Below are 16,992 nucleotides of genomic sequence, written 5' to 3' on the forward strand. Positions count from 1 at the left end.
CTATGGTTGGAAAATTAAAAAATCGGCTTCAGCAGTTCCGCGCCTGCAGATAAATTTTTTCTCTCGCATCACTCGCCCACAAGCAAAAAAAGTGCTACCAACGCCTTATGATTCATCAGCATATCGGCCAGACTAATATTCCTGGGCCGCTTGTGCAGAGTAAGCGGCCGTTGGCAGCATGAGGGGGCAATGATTGAGGAGAACGATTTTTTCATAGCGCAAATAATGCTACCGCTTAAGCGGGTCGCTGGCAGTATATCCAGGTTCAGACTTGCAAAGCCCAAGCCGTCAATCATCTTCGGCTGGAAACAAATTTCATTGCCGGTAACGCCATGTCCGCCTCGTGATAATCGTATTTAAAAATCGGATCAATTTCGGTATCGGGATAAAGCGTAACCAGCGGCTTCAGCAAGCCATCGTCCAGGCCATAGACCCATCCGTGCAAGGTGGGCCGGTTTTCTTCATGCCAGGCTTGCTGGATGATCGAGGTATGGGCCAGCGTCTGCACCTGTTCCTGAATATTCAGCTCAACCAACCGGTTCACTCGCGCTTCTTCAGTCGGCAATGCATCGATTTCAGCCCTGTTGAGGCGATAAACATCCTTGATATGCATGAGCCATTTATTGGTAAGGACCAGTTGAGAACTTTGTCTGCCCAAAGCGGCCTTGATGCCGCCGCAGCCATAATGCCCGCAAACGATGATATGTTTGACTTTCAGCACGGTGACCGCATATTGCAGCACGCTCAGGCAGTTGAAATCGGTTGAAATCATCTGGTTGGCGATGTTGCGATGAATAAACATCTCGCCAGGCTGCGCATTGACGATAATTTCCGCCGGCACCCGACTATCGGAACAACCGATCCAGAGAAACTCCGGTTTCTGCGTTTTAGCCAACTGGGCAAAGAACTCCGGGTCATGCGCTTTCTTTTCCCGGGCCCAGGCTTTATTTTCACTTAATAATTTTTCAAATGATTTCATAGCGATTCCCTTAAATATTGACCATGAGAGCGTAATCAATAATTAATGTTATGCTTTCAACTTTATAGAAAAGGCGATTAGCGCCTTAACAATTTCGATTCGAAATTATTTTATGCGCATAACCTTTCAAGAACCTTTCACATGAATTTGAATGTATGAAAATTTTATTGATTGAAGACGATGCAGTTTTGGCGGATGGATTAATGCATACGTTAAGCGCCAATGGCTATTCGGTCACCTGCGCCACTACAGGTGGCTACGCCGAGCAACTGTTATTGTCGCAAGGCTTCGATTTAATCGTACTGGATCTGGGGCTGCCGGATGTGGATGGACTGCAATTGCTGCGCAGGTTCAGGCTGCGCAAGATACCTTTACCGATTTTGATCCTGACCGCTCGAGACGGCATCAATGACAGAATCGAAGGCATCGAACAGGGCGCTGACGACTACATGACCAAACCGTTTGAACTGCGGGAATTTGAAGCGCGCGTTCGCGCTCTGATACGGCGCTGCTATGGCGGCTTTCGCAACGATATTGTTATCGGCAGGCTGGCGCTGGACACGCAAAACCACCAGGTACTGGCCGATGGCCAATCGATGCAACTGTCGGCTCGTGAATACGGCGTTCTGGAAATATTGCTGATACAGGCTGGCAAAGTCGTCAGTAAAGACCGTATCGCTCAGCGCCTGTCGGCTGACGGGGAGGCGCTCGCCGACAATGCCATCGAAGTCTATGTCCATCGCGTCAGAAAACGCATAGAGCCGTACGATGCCGTGATCCGGACAGTGCGCGGGCTGGGCTACTTGCTGGAGACGGCCGATGACTAAAGTCAGAAGCCTCAAAACTGAAATTCTATTCCGGCTGATCATCCCGCTCATTTGCTTTGTCGCGATCGAGAGCGTGCTTTCCTACTTTGTTACGCTGCACTATGTCAATGAAACCTACGACCGCTGGCTGCTGGACTCGGCCCGGTCATTGACTCAGGAAATCAAGGTCAAAGACGGCAAGATACGGGTGGAACTGCCGCCCGCCGCGCTGGAAATTTTCAAATGGGACGAGTTCGATAAAACCTTTTTCAAAATCATATCCTCCGAACAAGGCATGATCGTCGGAGACAGTTTTGTACCGGAATCATTTGATCCGGGCGCGAACTGGTCGCATCCGGTCTTTTTTGAGGACGAAGTTCGCGGAGAGCCGGTGCGGGTCGTATCCATGCTGATCATTCGCGATGAGACGCCGGAGAAAATTTTTGTCCATGTCGCCGAAACGGTGAATAAGCGACGGTACATGATGATCGATATTTTGCTCGCCGACCTGGTTCCGCAGCTTATCCTGACATTGTTTACCGGCATTTATCTGCTGAGAGGATTAAAGCGAGGCCTGAAGCCTTTGCATACGCTGGCCGATGAAATCGCCCAACGCTCGCCGCGTGATCTGAGCCCTATCGCTGAAACGCACGTTTTTCTCGAAGTCCGCACCCTGACCGATACCATCAATGACTTGCTGGCCCGCTTGTCGGCAGCTATCGCCGCCCAGCAGCGGTTCGTCGCCAATGCCGCCCACCAATTGCGCACGCCGCTGGCCGGCCTGAAGCTGCAGGCTGAGCGCGCACTGCGCGAACAGGATCTGCCGGCCATGAAGCCGGCGCTGCAGCAAATGCAAAATTCCGCCGACCGCGCATCTCATACGATTACGCAATTGCTGGTGCTGGCGAAATCGGGCCCCATCGACGGCATGAATGAGCTAAAACCGGTCAATCTGGATGCTCTGGTCAAGGACACCTGCATAGACTGGGCGCCCAAAGCGCTGCAGCGAGAGATAGAACTCAGCTTCGAAGGCCCGAAACAGCCCGTATACGTGCGCGGCGATGAGGTATTGCTGCGGGAATTGCTGGGCAATCTGCTCGATAATGCTATTGTGTATGGCAAAAAACACGGCAATATTATCGTCAAACTGAAACGCTTTCCCACACCCAGCCTGATTGTCGAGGATGATGGTCCCGGTATTCCCGACCTTGAGCGGGATAAAATTTTCGAACGCTTTTACCGCATACCGGGCAGTTCAGGCAACGGCTGCGGATTGGGTTTAGCGATCGTCAAGGAAATTGCCGATCTGCATAAAGCCCGGCTCGAGCTTAGCCTTATCAGCGCCGCAGGGGGTACGCGCGTTACTGTTTCATTTGGCAATCTTGCTACGAATCCAAAACCATGAAGTCAGAACAGTCGGCTTGACGTATAATATCGAGACCAAACTAAAAGCAGTTTCCATTATCCATTTATTTTTCTATAGAACAATAACTTGATGTGACAAGCACAGGGATTACAGATGATTTCATACCATAAACTAAAAATCATCTTACTTTGGACCATGCTGGGCATTGTTGTTTTAATCCCCGACACAGTGTTCGGCTTACTGCTTGAAGCATCTCATGCCTTCTTCGAGGTGCTTGAAGAGGGGTTCGATCTGGTGGTCGAGCATATCTTTCATACCAGCACCCATGAAACACAGATCATCGTATTTTATTTGCTGTTTTCGCTGATCTGTTATGGCCTTTACAAGCTGTGGCGTCTCTCACAACGTTGGTACAACGCATTCAGGATCACCTGGTCGCAGCAAAAAGCCAATGCCTGGCTTTATTGGCAAGAATCCTCTCTGCTAAAAAAGATCGAAATAGTGGCAATTGGCCTGGCCGCCGCCATCTTCCTGATCTTCTGGCACACGATGATGTAAACCTGTCCGGGCCGCAAGAAGCTTATCCGTTCAACCGGCGGAAATGCAGCTTTGCCACGATGCGCAAACTGGCGAATAACAGCATGACCGCAGCCATATAGGCCGCTGCCACACCAAGAGAGCCAAGGTGAGCTCCCAGCACGAAACTCAATGTCACCATTACTATCATTGCAACCAGAGTCAGGCTTAATACAATACGATGCAAGCCCATAAACTGCAGATAATAAGGCACATCGGCAAACAGGGCGCTGAAGCAGGCACCGGAAGCAATAAGCAGCATAGGATGATAACCGGCGCTGAACTGCTCGCCGAACAAATCCAGTATTGATCGTCCCGCGAAGATCAAAATGGCCAGCAAGGCGAGAATCAGGCTGCCGACCGCTAAAGTTCTCTGCGTCATGAGAGCCTGTATCGCCCGTTTGTCGCCCCGGCCTATCAGTACGACCATCATGGGCAGATAGTAACGATTGGTTGAAGTCCCTATCAGGGAAATAAAACCGCCGGTCTGGGCGGCCACGGCATAGATGCCAACCTCCAGGCCGGAAGGAAAGAGTATTTCCAGAATGATGACGCCGCCGCTGGTCATAACGGTCAGCATCAGACTGCTCATAACCAGCGGCAAAGAGCCCCTAAGCCATTTTCTGCCTTGCATGAGCGGCACTATTTTCTTAATGCCTGCCGGCATCAACAGCTTGGCTATGGTCCACATAACAGCCAATGTCATCGTCCAGGCACCGCCGAAACAAAGCACGGCAGCTAAAGCGGATACGTTGACAGGGCTGATTGACAAGCCAATCAGCAGCACAAGATAAATCGCCGGCAGAAACAACCTGTAGACCGCGACGCTGAGCAGCTGCGCGCCATGCGCGGCAATGACTTCAACCAGAAACAGCGTCACGGCGATGATCGGCAAAAACGCCGCGAAGGTGACAATAACGACGCGTGTTGCGTCCTGGTTCAGCGCCCAGAAAGCTTCAAGGCTGACGCCCAGCATCGCCGCCAACAGCAGGCTGAAAGCGCTGATGCCGCGCAAAGCAAACAACCAGAAACCGTGAAACCTCTGCCAATCCTCACGGTCACGCAACAGAGCGACTGCGCGCAAGGCATATTTCTCTAAGCCCAAAGTCGCCAGGGTCGACAGCAACGTTACCACCGACACAGCCACGTTGTAACCGTCAAACTCGCCAACACTGAGCCATCGCGCCAGCAACATATTGGCCAGATACATCAGGCCGTAATTGGCCAGTGCCAGTACAAACAATTCCAGTGAGCGAAAACTATTCACGTGCAGGTCTAAGTGGTAATCCATTAACGCTAATTTTCAAGTAGTGCCATGCCTGGCAAGGCCAGCGGCGGTTTAAGCCGCTGTTCAACCTGCACTGATGGCTGGACAGCGGCCGTGATTATCAAGGGCGGGCGTCTGGCGCTGTCCTGACTATTTTAAAAGCGGCAACGGTGCCGTTCATTTCATTGGCTGTAAGTAAATAATGATCCTCACCGAGCATGAAATGCGCGATGCCTTCGGGCGACTTGATGTCTTCGCCCGGAATCTTGCCTAATGCCTCGACTTTCGGATGTTCGGGATCGGCTAAGGAAATCAGCATGACCGCTCCCCCTCTCTCCATGCCGACCGCAACCCAGGGCGTACCCTCAATATCAAAGGAAACCAGCATTTCCGGCTCGGCGCCTTTCCGGCCGCTTTGACTGTCGAGATAGAGATGGTGCGCAAAAGCCATCTCGTCTAGCTGATTGCCCGTATCGCCGACAAACTTTCCCGTCTTGGTATTGAAGACGCTGATGGTCCGGCCGCCGCTCAATGTCTGGCCTTCGGCTTTGGCTGATGTTTCCGTATCGCCTTCATCCGCTGTCACAAAAAAGCGCCCGTCCTTAGTTAAAGCAATGCCATCGGGTTCCCGCAAGGCGGTAATGGATTGGTCGAACTGCACCCAGCCGTCATTCTTTAAGTCAGCCTTATGTGCCGTGACGCCCATATTGTAATAACCCATGACCTTTTCGTTGATCAAATTGACGACAGCGACCTCATTGGTTTCCTGTAGTGTTACAAAAGCCCAGCTTGCATCGGGTGAGATAGCGATATATTCGGGCTCCAGCAAAGTAGGCGCATGGCCGACTATCGGGATCAATATTTTGCGCTCGCCTTTGGCCTCGTTACCAAAAACCTCAGACTCTTCAAAGCGGCCCAGGCTGACTTTTTTATCCTTGATCACGCCATTGCCGTCAAAATCCATCTGTTTGCTGATTTTTCCATCGCCATTCCAGTCGACTTCCACCTCCAGATAATGACCTTGCTCTTCGATGACAAAACCTTCACGAGCGGTTACATCAGCCAACTTCAGATTATTATTGGCTTCGACCTGGCCGTTCTGGTCCAGGTGGATGATAGAAACGCTGCCTCGGGCTTTGAAAAACTGTTTCTTCTGCTGATCAAACCAGAAATCCTCGCCCTCATTGGCGACCATAACCAAACGGCCATCGGATGACATAACTACCGCGTCCGAACCGAAGCCGGTCTCAACCTTATCAATCAACTCACCCGTTGAAGCAGAACGGATTTCCAGCCGGCCGCGCTTGATACCCGCATCAACGACCCCCGCGAACAGATCGAGTGACGGGTGAAAAGCTACGGAAGTAAACTCCTCGCCCTGGCCTAGCCCTAATGAAAAACGGGCTATCCTGCGCAATTTCTCAGGCTTACTGATATCGAGTACATCGACTTCGCCGGTCTCAAAATTGCTGAGCACCGCGCGCAGTGTAGACTGTTGGACACTGACAATCTCGGTGCCTTTTTCGTAGCCTGAGTAATAAAGTGAGACAGATTCCAGATCCCACTTGGCCGGTACAACCGGTGCCGATACACAAGCGAACAATAAAAGAGTGGAAACCAGGGTAATAATGCTAAAAATTTTCAACGACAACCTCATGGGAAAACCAGACTAAATAGCGGGTATTTTAACCGCTAGCCAGACTTGTTCCTAAACAGATGAAATTTTGTATAAAAAAAAAGCTGCCCTCATAAAAGGGCAGCTTCGTAAGGAGCCTAATTTTACAACAATTTAGAAGGGAACTGACTTTACAGTAATTTAGAACGATCCTGATACTCTGGCCTATTTTTAATACGCCAACTGGGCACGTAAGGTAAATGTATCATTATTATCCGGATCGGCACCTGTAGGTGTAACAACAGCAGTATCAGTTGCGTTAAATGCTCTGATCCAATCAGCCATTAAGCGCACATTGCTGTTAAAGTACCAGTTCAAAGCAACAGTAACATTAGACAACTCACCACCATGGAAACTTCCATCGTTTAAGTCAACAGTAGAGTAACGTGTCGCAAGTTCCCATGCACCCCAAGTGCCGTTTTTAAAACTGAAAGGTTTAGCGGGGTCCACTTTATAAAATTTGCCGGCTTTGTACTTGCGTGATTCGCCTGTTATTGTCCAGGCTGCATCTACATACCAGCCATCAAGTTCCAGATTGCTGCCCTTATCTTTGCGATCAAGCCAGGTACGTGTGTATTCCGCACCCATTGAGAACGGCCCATAAAGTCCAGAAGCTTCCAATCCCAACATTTTGATGTTATTAACATTTTTGACGGGCGCTTCTAGCAAGAACAGATTAGACATATGGTCAGTTTCATATTCATACACTAATCCTTTATCCATAACCTGATCAGCAGCATTAGGTGCTCTGTAGTTACCCGCAACACCTAAATGCACTACTTTCGTTTTCTCTTCAATCGGCGCGTAAGTGGCTCGTCCGGAAACGCTCCAGCCCTCATCGGCTTTACCATTGTTTTTATTGGCGGCAATCGTGTCACCAAATATACCGAGTTGAGCCGACCAATTCTTTTGGTTGTCTGGCGTTTGGAGATTCAAACCGATCGCACGATCAACAACCGGACCGTTTAATACGTTCATTAAGGAACGTTCGGTGAACATCAAGTCATTGGAACTTTCCAACAATTCACGGCTGAAGTTTTGTTTCTGTTGACCGCCGGTGACTGTCATGAAATTTAAACCGGTATATTGCAAAAACAAGTCTTTCATGGAGACATTGTTATCAGCAAAATCCGCTACGGTCTTAAAGTTCCAATCCTTGAAGAAAGTACCATTGAAATCTATACGGGCTCGACGAAACTCTGTGCCATCATTGGCCTCGACATGCTCGCCAGCCTTCTCTCCTCCAGCAAAAACATAGTTGTCATCGTCAGTGTAATTCGCATCGGCCTGAATACGACCGCCCAATTTGAATTTGAAATCTTTATCCGCTGTTTCGAAGTGCAAGCCTTTGTTATCCAGTTTGACTTTAACTTTCTCAGCTTCCTTCATATGCTCATCCAGAGCCTTGAGTTCGTTGTTTTTTAATGCCAGATCATTGCGAATTTCTTCTAGCTCTGCCTTTTGCTTGGAAGCCTCTTCCACTTTTTCGAAAGTCCCTAACTTGACACGGTTAGGACCAGGTTGAGCGAAAATCTGTTGTGTATCTTGATCGACATACAGATCAATAGCAAAAGCGGCAGATGACATGCCCGCCCCCAGAACGGCCGTCACTGCCAAGGTAAGTCTAGAGAATTTCATTATTGCTCTCATTGTTATAGGAAATTGAAGGCGCAAGAATAGGGCAGCGACGTGACAGCTTCATGACGGTTTTATTACAGTTTTGTTACAACACAGCTATGTAAGGGTTGCCTGACAAATTCTTGATAACTAAAGGCACTGATCCCCGCCTTCATTCAGTATGTCTCAATCAATCTCCGGCATTTTCGTCTCTATTGTCACTGTCATCTATCGCTCAAAATCAATCCGAAAGGTTGCCAATCGGCAGTCATTCAATGCTTACAAAGAAAGCCAGGCAGAAGCAACTATTTATCTAAATAAGAATGATTTGTAATAACATAAATATTTACCCTATACTTTGCTCATCGATAATTTAGCGACGGAATGGATATAACAATGAATAACAAATCGTTTTTTAAAGGCGGCGCCCTAACCACGCTGATTGCATTTAGCGCATCGGCCAACGCGCTGGAAAAACCGCAAACCATGGAAGACATGTGGAAGATCATTCAGGAACAGCAGAAACAGATCGATTCGATGAAAGCGCAGATGACTGCCTCGCCGCAACCGGCCAAGTCCGCGTCCGCGACTGCGGACGGCAATGTCAAGAGCCTGGAGCGCAAAACCGATGTGCTGAGCAAAGAAGTCGAGAAACTGCGCACCGAACTGGTGATTCCTGAGGAACCGAAATATAAGAGCGCCTATGGCCTGGGCCCTGCGGCATCCAAGGTCTATCAGGTCGGCAAGGGCCTGTCGATCGGCGGTTATGGCGAAGCCAATTACCAGGCCATCGTCGGCAATGAAAAAGGCAAGAAAGACAACGCCGATTTTGAACGCCTCGTGTTATATGCCGGTTATAAGTTTACCGACAGCATCCTGTTCAACAGTGAGATCGAGTTTGAGCATGGCTCAACAGACGATGGCGGTTCAGTCTCGGTTGAATTCGCAGCGCTGGATTTCTTTATCGATCCGATGGCCAACATACGCGCCGGTATGGTGCTCCTGCCGATGGGCTTCATCAACACGATACATGAGCCTCCCTTTTACTTCGGCAACAACCGTCCTGAAGTGGAAAGACAGATCATTCCCAGCACCTGGCGCGAAATCGGCGTCGGCCTGTTCGGTGAAATACTGCCTAACCTGACCTATACAGCTTATGTCGTCAACGGCCTGAATGCGGCTGATTTCACTTCGGACGGCATCCGTTCCGGCCGGCAGAAAGGCAGCCAGGCCAAGGCCGAGGATCTGGCGTTTGTCGGACGCGTGGACTATGCGCCCGAAGCCTTGCCGGGGCTGTCAGTCGGCGGCTCGGCCTACGCCGGCAATTCCGGCCAGAACCAGGATTTTGGCGGCCAGCAGGTCGATGCCTTCACGCAACTGTATGAAGCGCACGTGCAATGGAAATACCGCGGCCTGGAATTCCGCACACTCGGCTCATGGGGTCATATCGACGATGCGGACGTGCTCAGCGCCGCCAAAGGCCAGACGATCGGCTCATCGAACTACGGCTGGTACACCGAAGTCGGCTACGACGTCCTGCCGCTCCTGGTCAAGGATACGACCCAGTATCTGGCGCCGTTCTTCCGTTATGAGCAATTCGATACGATTGCCGGTACGCCGACCGGATTCCTTGACGACGAAACCAAAGACCGTCAGATCTATCAGTTCGGCCTGAACTACAAGCCGATTCCGAACGTCGTGATCAAGGCCGATTACCGCAATTTCACGGCCAAAAAAGGCAATCTGCCTGACGACTTCAACTTAGGTCTGGGCTTCATTTTCTAAAGAGGAATCACTGGCGGGGTAATCAGGCTCGCCTCGCCATGCTGTCCGGCCGGAATTTTGTTAAGATACCCGTCCTTTAACGTATTCAACGACTTTCGGCCCGGTACTGGAGAACTCAATGAAAGTAATCAGAAAAGGCGTGTGGTGCATGCTCCTGCTCATGCTGGTAGCAGTTGCCACACCAGGTTTTGCCAAGATTTTCTACAGCAAGAACGAAGCCATGGAACTGGCATTCGGCAAGAGCGCGCAAGTGGAACAGTTATCGCTGTTTCCCGACGAGCAGGAAGCGGCCAAAATCGAGCAGCTTTCACGCAGCAAACTGGAATCGGGCTTATATACGTTTTATGTCGGCAAGGAGCAGGACAAGCTACTGGGCTATGCAGCGATTGAAACGGGCACGGTCAGAACCAAGCCCGAAACTTTAATGATCGTGCTGACGCCGGACGGTGCTGTCAGCAATGTCGTTACCCTGGCCTTCCACGAACCGCCCGAATACCAGCCGCCCGAACGCTGGTATGAGCAATTGAAAAACCGCCTGCTGCCCGACCAGGATTTCAATAAAGGCGTGCAGGGCATTTCCGGCGCCACACTGAGCACAAGAGCCGCACTGGACAAGGTCCGCCGCGTACTGGCGGTTTATGAGGTCATGATCAAAGACAAGAGTAAAGACTGATGCGATACTTCGTCACCGGCGAACAACAGCGCAAAGCCCTGCTGAATGCGCTGGTCCTGATGTTTTTGGGCTATATCGTCCTGCTGTGGGTGAGCAACGGGCTGATGTACTTTCACCGCATGAGCCTCACGCCCGAATCGGTCATTGTCTATTACTTGGGCTCGGAGGAGCAGTTCACCCAGCCGAGAAGCTATGAAGGCATGCTGGAAGTGTCGCATTTCCACCTGTTTTCGATGGGCATGCTGGCCGTAACGCTGACGCACCTGATGCTGATGACCGACTTTTCGGTACGGCTGAAAATCTGGCTCAGCGGCTTGGTTTATGCATCGGCGATAGCCGATGAGGCCGGCGGCTGGCTGGTCCGGTTCGGCCACCCTTTGTTCGCCTATTTCAAGATCGGCGCCTTTGTGCTGCTGGAATGTTCCCTGGCGGCGCTGCTGTTTGTCGTCATTACGGCCATGATACGCGCCCGGGCCCGCATCAAGCAGAGCGGTTCCGAACAGGCGGGCTAGCGTCCGCCTCCACGATTAAAACCGGTGAACCCTTGCCGCCTTCTTAAGTCACAGAACAAAATAGAGCGTTAAGCTCACAGATTACTCCTCAAGTACTGATGCTTAACGGAGGCGGTATGAAAGCAAATATCGGTTTAGTCGGCCTGGCGGTCATGGGACAGAATCTGGTCCTCAACATGAACGACCACGGCTTCAAAGTTGCGGTCTACAACCGCACGACCAGCAAGGTGGACGAGTTTCTGGAAGGGCCGGCCAAGGATACCGCCGTTATCGGCACGCACTCGCTCGAAGAACTGGTCAACAGCCTCGATACGCCGCGCATCATCATGCTGATGGTCAAAGCCGGCAGCGTAGTCGATCAGTACATCAACGACCTGCTGCCGCTATTGTCTCACGACGACATCATCATCGACGGCGGCAATTCGCTGTTCACCGACACCCATCGCCGCACGCAAGCCCTGAAAGAAAAAGGCATCCTCTATATCGGCACCGGTGTATCGGGCGGCGAAGAAGGCGCGCGGCACGGCCCGTCCATCATGCCCGGCGGCAACAAGGCGGCCTGGCCCAGAGTCAAGCCGATCCTGCAGGCCATCAGCGCGCAAGTGGAAGGCCAGCCCTGCTGCGAGTGGGTCGGCGACAACGGCGCCGGCCACTACGTCAAAATGGTGCATAACGGCATTGAATACGGCGACATACAGTTGATCGGCGAAGCCTATCAGCTATTGTCCGAAGGGCTGGGGCTGACAGCCGACGAACTGCATACGCTGTTCTCCGTATGGAATCAGGGCGAGCTCAGTTCTTATCTGATCGAGATCACGGCCGACATTTTTGCCTACAAAGACGAAGACGGCCAGCCGCTGGTCAACAACATTCTCGATGCGGCCGGCCAGAAAGGCACCGGCAAATGGACCGGCATCAATGCCTTGGAGCTCGGCATTCCGTTGACGCTGATCGTCGAATCGGTATTCGCGCGTTCGCTGTCGGCGCAAAAGGAGGAGCGCGTCCAAGCCGCACGGCTCCTGCCCAAACATGCCCATACCTTCAGCGGCGACCGGCATGCCATGATCAATGCCATCCGCCAAGCGCTGTACGCCTCCAAGATCATTTCCTATGCGCAAGGCTTTCGCCTGATGCGCGAAGCCTCGCACGAATACCAAATGGCGCTGAACTATGGCGAAATTGCCCTGATGTGGCGCGGCGGCTGCATCATCCGCAGCCGCTTTCTGAATGACATCAAGCACGCCTTCGATACCAACCCTGACCTGGTCAGCCTGCTGCTGGATGATTTCTTCATCGATGCCATCAAGCAAGCCGATCAGGGCTGGCGCCAGGCCATCATGCTGGGTATCGAACTGGGCATCCCGACCCCGGCGTTTTCGGCTGCGCTGTCCTACTACGACGGCTATCGCACGGAACGGCTGCCGGCCAACCTGCTGCAGGCGCAGCGCGATTATTTCGGCGCGCATACTTATGAACGCGTAGACCACCCGCGCGGGCAGTTCTTCCATACCGACTGGACCGGGCGCGGCGGCAAGACCTCGGCGTCAACCTATACTGTTTAACAGGCATCATGAGCACAGAACCCTGCACCTACGTCATTTTCGGAGCGACCGGCAATCTGTCGCGGATCAAGCTGATGCCGGCCCTCTATCATCTCGATGCCGAAAAACGCCTGCCCGAAGGCACGCGCATTCTGGGCATCGGGCGCCGGGATTGGGATCAAGCCCGATGGCAAGCCGAAGTTAGAGCGATGATTCAGGCCAAGACTAGCGAGGGCATCGACGAAGCCGTTTTTCAGCGCTTCAGCGCCCGCCTTTATTTTCATAAAGGCGATATCCGGCAGGAAGCCTATTATGCGGAACTGGCTGAACGGCTCGACTCCGGCCAGTTTCCGCGCAATGTGGCGTTTTACCTGGCCGTCAGCCCGGCCGACTTCGGCATCGTGATGGAACAGCTGAGCCATCACCGCCTGTTCGACGAGGAAGACGGCTGGCGGCGCGCGATCATCGAAAAACCGTTCGGTTACGACCTGGATAGCGCCCAATCGCTGCAAAAACGCATCAGCCATTACCTGCATGAAGAGCAGATTTACCGCATCGACCACTACCTGGGCAAAGGCACCGTGCAGAACGTGCTCGTGTTCCGGTTCGCCAATGTGTTGCTGGAACCGCTGTGGAACCGCAACTATATCGACCATGTCCAGATCACGCACGCCGAAGACATCGGCATCAACGGCCGCGGCGACTACTACAATACGGCCGGCGCCCTGCGCGACATGATCCAGAGTCATCTGCTGCAATTGCTGACGCTGGTCGCGATGGAGCCGCCCGCCTCCATGGAAGCCGAAGCCCTGCGCGATGAGAAAGTCAAAGTGCTGAAATCGATCCGGCCGATACCGAAAGAAGCCGTGCACGCGCATGCGTTCCGCGCCCAATACGCCAAAGGCAGCATCAACGGCGAAAAGGTCGCGGCTTACCTGCAGGAAGAACATATCCCGCCCGGCAGCGTTACCGAAACCTATGCCGCAATGAAGCTGTACATCGACAACTGGCGCTGGCGCGGCGTGCCGTTTTATCTGCGCACCGGCAAGCGCATGGCCAAGGCGCAATCGGTCATTTCGATCTGCTTTCGCCATCCGCCATTACAGTTTTTTCGCGGCACAGAAGTAAGCTGCAAGAATCCGAACTGGATATTGCTAGGGATACAACCGGAGGAACGCATCCGCATCGAGATGGCGATCAAGGAACCGGGGCTGGAAATGCGCACGCGCATGAGCTCGCTTGATGCCGGCTTTCGGCAGGAACATGAAACAAACCATGACGCTTATGAAGACCTGTTGCTGGATGTGCTGATCGGGGACCGGTCATTGTTCCTGCGCTTTGATGAAGTCGAATACGCCTGGCGCATCATCGACCCGATCCTGCAAACCTGGGCCACCGAGCGCGACTACATCGCCACCTATCCGGCCGGCTCCTGGGGACCGCCGGAGAGCCGCCGCCTGTTCGATAAAGAAGGGCAATTCTGGCGCAGTTCACTGACGCCTGAATGCAACTAGGCCGCTTTGAAGCTAGGCTCCGAAGCGGCCTGATTATATCAATGCTGCAGGGTACGCATTGCGTACCCTACACTCAGTGTTGAAGTGTTGGATGATAGACGTGAGCGGGCGGGCCATAGCCAAAATAAGCGGCCACCAATGCTGATAAGGCGTGCAGCCATACGTCATGACCGAAAATTGGCGCCAGACCAAACAGGGTACTGGTGGCCGGGATCATGCCGAGAATGGTGAGCAGACCATAAATAATGGTCACGCCGCGCGCAAATATCAGTGATTGATGGCTATCCTTTGCACTCATAATGCCCCAAGCGCCAATAGCCAAGTGCACGAGATTATGCGCCACGTTAACGGCAAACAATCCTAGAAACCAGCCATACCCGGTATCGATGGCAACCTTAGGCGCATTGATCGGCGGCGCCACCACAAGGCCCGGTATAAAGCCGAGTATGCCGACAATAACGAAAAGAATACCGTAATACAATGCAAATTTGTCCAGCCTCAGATCTCGCATGTTCATTTTTCACCTCCTGATTTAGTTGGGTTAAAAATATACAAGCGTCAGAGTCACTTCTCGCTTTAGTTGATAGAAAACCCACCGCCTACAAAATGCAACGATGAGCTAACATACCAATTAGACAGGACATCAGGGCAATCATTCAGTAAAAAACATATATTTTTACTAAAAAATCAGCAAGATAGGACGAGCTTAAGTTTGGCATAAACCCGGCATCAGACATTCTAAAATACCGGGTCTATCAACCTGACTTGCTCAGAAATCGATCTGGTCGAAGTTGGCAACCTGCCGGTGCTCGGCCTGCGCATCGGGGGCGCTGTCGCGCGTCAGCCAAATCGTTTTGAAACCGGCCGCGCGCGCGGCATCGAGCTCTTCCTTGATATCGGACAGAAACAAAATAGTGTCAGCCGGCAGACCCGATTGCGCGGCAATCTTCTCGTAAGAAGCCTGTTCGCGCTTGCCGCCGATATGCGTATCGAAATAACCGGAGAACAGCGGCGTCATATCGCCGAAGTCGCTATACCCGAACAGCAGCTTCTGTGCATAGACCGAACCGGATGAATAAACATATAAAGGAATACCCTCATCATGCCATTTCGTCAGGTTTTGGACTGCATCGCTGTAAACATGGCCGGTAAAATCGCCCTGCCGATAGCCCGCTTCCCAGATCAAGCCCTGCAGCGATTTCAACGGCGTAATTTTCCTGTCCTCGTCTATCCATTGGATAAACTGCTTGATCAACTGCGCGGTATCGAGGTCGGCGCCGACCTCGGCACGGGCATCATCCAGCAGGGCCTTAACATCGGCCTCATCGGCATGGCTGCGCACAAACTCGGCCAGGTGCGCGCGCGCATACGGAAACAGCACGTCCTTGACGAAAGACAGCGATGAGGTCGTGCCCTCGATATCGGTAACAATGGCTTTAATCATAGCACCGCCACATACTGGTCGTAGGTTGGAAAGTTTTTAGCGATATCGCTGCCGGTAAATTCGGCTACCCAGCCTTCCGGCGTCGTGAACAGACGGATGCATTTGAAATTCGGGTTTTCGCCCATGTCGAACCAATGCGTTGTGTTGGCAGGCACGCTGATCAAATCGCCCTGCTCGCACAGGACAGCATAGACTTTATCGCCGACATGCAGATAAAAAAGCCCGCTGCCTTCAATAAAGAAGCGCACTTCAAAATCGCTGTGCGTGTGTTCGGCAAGGAACTTTTGCCGGAATATGCCTTTTTCGGGATGATCCGGCCTTAAGCTGATCACATCGACGGACTGAAAACCGTACTGCTGCTTCAGGCGCTCGATCGAATCCTGATAGGCGGCTATTATAGCTTCGTTGCTGGCGTCGGCCGGCAGCTCGCCGTTGGCGCTCCAGCGCTCGAACTGCACGCCTATGGCATCGAGCTGGTCTTTGATGTCTGAAAAATCGGTATAGAGCCAGCCTTGCTCAGGGGCATTGTCGGCATAGATAGTTAATGCGCTCATGGTTTTCTAACTCCTTGCATGCGTAGTTCACACTCAAATAAAAATTCCAGGGCTTCGAGATGGCGCAGCGCCTCAGCGACGCTGCCGCCCCAGGTATAAAAGCCATGCCCGGCGATAACATAGGCCTGGATGGCACCGTGCATATCGAGATACTGCTCCACTTTGCCGGCTAGGCGCGCGATATTCTGGTCGTTGGCGAACACCGGGATCACCATCCGGGTCTCATGCGTATCGATGCCGCTGAAAGCTTTCAGCAGCTCATAATCTTCCAGCACGATTTCCTGGCCGAAAATGCGCGATGCCAGTGTTGCGTTGACCGAATGCGGATGCAGCACGGCCCGGACTTCGGGGAAGCGCCGATAAATGGAGGTGTGCAGCAGGGTTTCGGCCGACGGTTTCTTGCCGTCCAGCGCCTGGCCTTCGGCGTCGACCAGCATGATGTCATCGAGCTGCAAATGGCCCTTGTGCTTGCCGGAAACCGTCACAGCGATCGTGCCGTCGGACAGGCACGCGGAAAAGTTGCCGCTGGTGGCCGGCACCCAGCCCTTGTTGTCGATAAAGCGTCCGGCGTCGATCAGCTCTTTGGCCCTGGCAAAAAATTCTTCGGTATAAGTCATCGGTCAGTAAAAGACAGGATAATGAAAGCGGAAAGTTCAGATTTTAACATTTTTGCACGGCAATAA

The 16,992-nt window shown here is 52.3% G+C and carries 16 protein-coding genes; 8 read left to right on the plus strand and 8 right to left on the minus strand.

The window, feature by feature from the left end:
* Positions 1–292 precede the first annotated feature (292 nt).
* The gene (gene can / locus IT781_RS09395) at positions 293–979 is read right to left on the minus strand and encodes a carbonate dehydratase (protein ID WP_194969900.1); all 687 of its coding nucleotides are present in this window, start codon (positions 977–979) and stop codon (positions 293–295) included.
* Positions 980–1,134: 155 nt separating this feature from the next.
* Between can and IT781_RS09400 the strand changes: the two genes are divergently transcribed.
* From IT781_RS09400 to IT781_RS09410, 3 genes are all read left to right on the plus strand, one after another.
* Positions 1,135–1,806 (plus strand): response regulator, encoded by a 672-nt coding sequence (locus IT781_RS09400; protein WP_194969901.1) that lies wholly within the window; start codon positions 1,135–1,137, stop codon positions 1,804–1,806.
* Positions 1,799–3,190 (plus strand): sensor histidine kinase N-terminal domain-containing protein, encoded by a 1,392-nt coding sequence (locus IT781_RS09405; RefSeq protein ID WP_194969902.1) that lies wholly within the window; start codon positions 1,799–1,801, stop codon positions 3,188–3,190. The genes IT781_RS09400 and IT781_RS09405 overlap by 8 nt, the downstream gene beginning before the upstream one ends.
* A gap of 114 nt (positions 3,191–3,304) precedes the next feature.
* On the plus strand, positions 3,305–3,709 hold the full coding sequence (locus tag IT781_RS09410) for a hypothetical protein (RefSeq protein ID WP_194969903.1): 405 nt from the start codon (positions 3,305–3,307) through the stop codon (positions 3,707–3,709).
* A 22-nt stretch (positions 3,710–3,731) separates the two neighbouring features.
* On the opposite strand, the gene IT781_RS09415 is transcribed toward IT781_RS09410, so the two are convergent.
* From IT781_RS09415 to IT781_RS09425, 3 genes are all read right to left on the minus strand, one after another.
* Positions 3,732–5,018 (minus strand): oligosaccharide flippase family protein, encoded by a 1,287-nt coding sequence (locus IT781_RS09415; protein WP_194969904.1) that lies wholly within the window; start codon positions 5,016–5,018, stop codon positions 3,732–3,734.
* 97 nt (positions 5,019–5,115) lie between these two features.
* Positions 5,116–6,639 (minus strand): hypothetical protein, encoded by a 1,524-nt coding sequence (locus IT781_RS09420; RefSeq protein ID WP_194969905.1) that lies wholly within the window; start codon positions 6,637–6,639, stop codon positions 5,116–5,118.
* Between the two features lie 201 nt (positions 6,640–6,840).
* On the minus strand, positions 6,841–8,307 hold the full coding sequence (locus tag IT781_RS09425; RefSeq protein ID WP_194969906.1) for an OprO/OprP family phosphate-selective porin: 1,467 nt from the start codon (positions 8,305–8,307) through the stop codon (positions 6,841–6,843).
* A gap of 375 nt (positions 8,308–8,682) precedes the next feature.
* Between IT781_RS09425 and IT781_RS09430 the strand changes: the two genes are divergently transcribed.
* The 5 genes from IT781_RS09430 (at position 8,683) to zwf (ending at position 14,311) form a co-directional block, all read left to right on the plus strand.
* Positions 8,683–10,071, plus strand: coding sequence for a hypothetical protein (locus IT781_RS09430; protein WP_194969907.1), 1,389 nt, complete (start codon positions 8,683–8,685; stop codon positions 10,069–10,071).
* Between the two features lie 118 nt (positions 10,072–10,189).
* A complete protein-coding gene (locus IT781_RS09435) occupies positions 10,190–10,744 on the plus strand; it encodes an FMN-binding protein (protein ID WP_194969908.1) in 555 nt (184 codons plus the stop codon).
* The gene (locus IT781_RS09440; protein ID WP_194969909.1) at positions 10,744–11,256 is read left to right on the plus strand and encodes a hypothetical protein; all 513 of its coding nucleotides are present in this window, start codon (positions 10,744–10,746) and stop codon (positions 11,254–11,256) included. Before IT781_RS09435 ends, IT781_RS09440 begins: the two co-directional genes overlap by 1 nt.
* A gap of 116 nt (positions 11,257–11,372) precedes the next feature.
* A complete protein-coding gene (gene gnd, locus IT781_RS09445) occupies positions 11,373–12,818 on the plus strand; it encodes a decarboxylating NADP(+)-dependent phosphogluconate dehydrogenase (protein ID WP_194969910.1) in 1,446 nt (481 codons plus the stop codon).
* Positions 12,819–12,826: 8 nt separating this feature from the next.
* Positions 12,827–14,311 carry a glucose-6-phosphate dehydrogenase gene (gene zwf / locus IT781_RS09450; RefSeq protein ID WP_194969911.1) on the plus strand — a complete coding sequence of 495 codons (1,485 nt, stop codon included), beginning with the start codon at positions 12,827–12,829 and terminating at the stop codon, positions 14,309–14,311.
* Between the two features lie 73 nt (positions 14,312–14,384).
* Here the strand turns inward: zwf and IT781_RS09455 are convergent, their stop codons facing one another.
* The 4 genes from IT781_RS09455 to IT781_RS09470 form a co-directional block, all read right to left on the minus strand.
* Positions 14,385–14,828 carry a DUF4383 domain-containing protein gene (locus tag IT781_RS09455; protein ID WP_228779042.1) on the minus strand — a complete coding sequence of 148 codons (444 nt, stop codon included), beginning with the start codon at positions 14,826–14,828 and terminating at the stop codon, positions 14,385–14,387.
* Between the two features lie 252 nt (positions 14,829–15,080).
* Entirely contained in the window at positions 15,081–15,755 is a 675-nt protein-coding gene (mtnC, locus tag IT781_RS09460) for an acireductone synthase (protein WP_194969912.1), read from the minus strand.
* Complete coding sequence (locus tag IT781_RS09465) at positions 15,752–16,309, minus strand: acireductone dioxygenase (RefSeq protein WP_194969913.1); 558 nt, start codon at positions 16,307–16,309, stop codon at positions 15,752–15,754. The genes mtnC and IT781_RS09465 overlap by 4 nt, the downstream gene beginning before the upstream one ends.
* The gene (locus IT781_RS09470) at positions 16,306–16,926 is read right to left on the minus strand and encodes a methylthioribulose 1-phosphate dehydratase (RefSeq protein WP_194969914.1); all 621 of its coding nucleotides are present in this window, start codon (positions 16,924–16,926) and stop codon (positions 16,306–16,308) included. Before IT781_RS09470 ends, IT781_RS09465 begins: the two co-directional genes overlap by 4 nt.
* Positions 16,927–16,992 lie beyond the last annotated feature (66 nt).

Origin of the sequence: Methylobacter sp. BlB1, from assembly GCF_015476545.1 — a bacterium.
In the GTDB taxonomy this organism is placed as follows: Bacteria; Pseudomonadota; Gammaproteobacteria; order Methylococcales; family Methylomonadaceae; genus Methylobacter.

Excerpts from the sequence above, each read along its gene's own strand:
- can (WP_194969900.1), bottom strand. The coding sequence starts at position 979 with ATGAAATCATTTGAAAAATTATTAAGTGAAAATAAAGCCTGGGCCCGG.
- IT781_RS09400 (WP_194969901.1), top strand. The coding sequence starts at position 1,135 with ATGAAAATTTTATTGATTGAAGACGATGCAGTTTTGGCGGATGGATTA.
- IT781_RS09405 (WP_194969902.1), top strand. The coding sequence starts at position 1,799 with ATGACTAAAGTCAGAAGCCTCAAAACTGAAATTCTATTCCGGCTGATC.
- IT781_RS09410 (WP_194969903.1), top strand. The coding sequence starts at position 3,305 with ATGATTTCATACCATAAACTAAAAATCATCTTACTTTGGACCATGCTG.
- IT781_RS09415 (WP_194969904.1), bottom strand. The coding sequence starts at position 5,018 with ATGGATTACCACTTAGACCTGCACGTGAATAGTTTTCGCTCACTGGAA.
- IT781_RS09425 (WP_194969906.1), bottom strand. The coding sequence starts at position 8,307 with ATGAAATTCTCTAGACTTACCTTGGCAGTGACGGCCGTTCTGGGGGCG.
- IT781_RS09430 (WP_194969907.1), top strand. The coding sequence starts at position 8,683 with ATGAATAACAAATCGTTTTTTAAAGGCGGCGCCCTAACCACGCTGATT.
- IT781_RS09435 (WP_194969908.1), top strand. The coding sequence starts at position 10,190 with ATGAAAGTAATCAGAAAAGGCGTGTGGTGCATGCTCCTGCTCATGCTG.
- IT781_RS09440 (WP_194969909.1), top strand. The coding sequence starts at position 10,744 with ATGCGATACTTCGTCACCGGCGAACAACAGCGCAAAGCCCTGCTGAAT.
- gnd (WP_194969910.1), top strand. The coding sequence starts at position 11,373 with ATGAAAGCAAATATCGGTTTAGTCGGCCTGGCGGTCATGGGACAGAAT.
- zwf (WP_194969911.1), top strand. The coding sequence starts at position 12,827 with ATGAGCACAGAACCCTGCACCTACGTCATTTTCGGAGCGACCGGCAAT.
- IT781_RS09455 (WP_228779042.1), bottom strand. The coding sequence starts at position 14,828 with ATGAACATGCGAGATCTGAGGCTGGACAAATTTGCATTGTATTACGGT.
- mtnC (WP_194969912.1), bottom strand. The coding sequence starts at position 15,755 with ATGATTAAAGCCATTGTTACCGATATCGAGGGCACGACCTCATCGCTG.
- IT781_RS09465 (WP_194969913.1), bottom strand. The coding sequence starts at position 16,309 with ATGAGCGCATTAACTATCTATGCCGACAATGCCCCTGAGCAAGGCTGG.
- IT781_RS09470 (WP_194969914.1), bottom strand. The coding sequence starts at position 16,926 with ATGACTTATACCGAAGAATTTTTTGCCAGGGCCAAAGAGCTGATCGAC.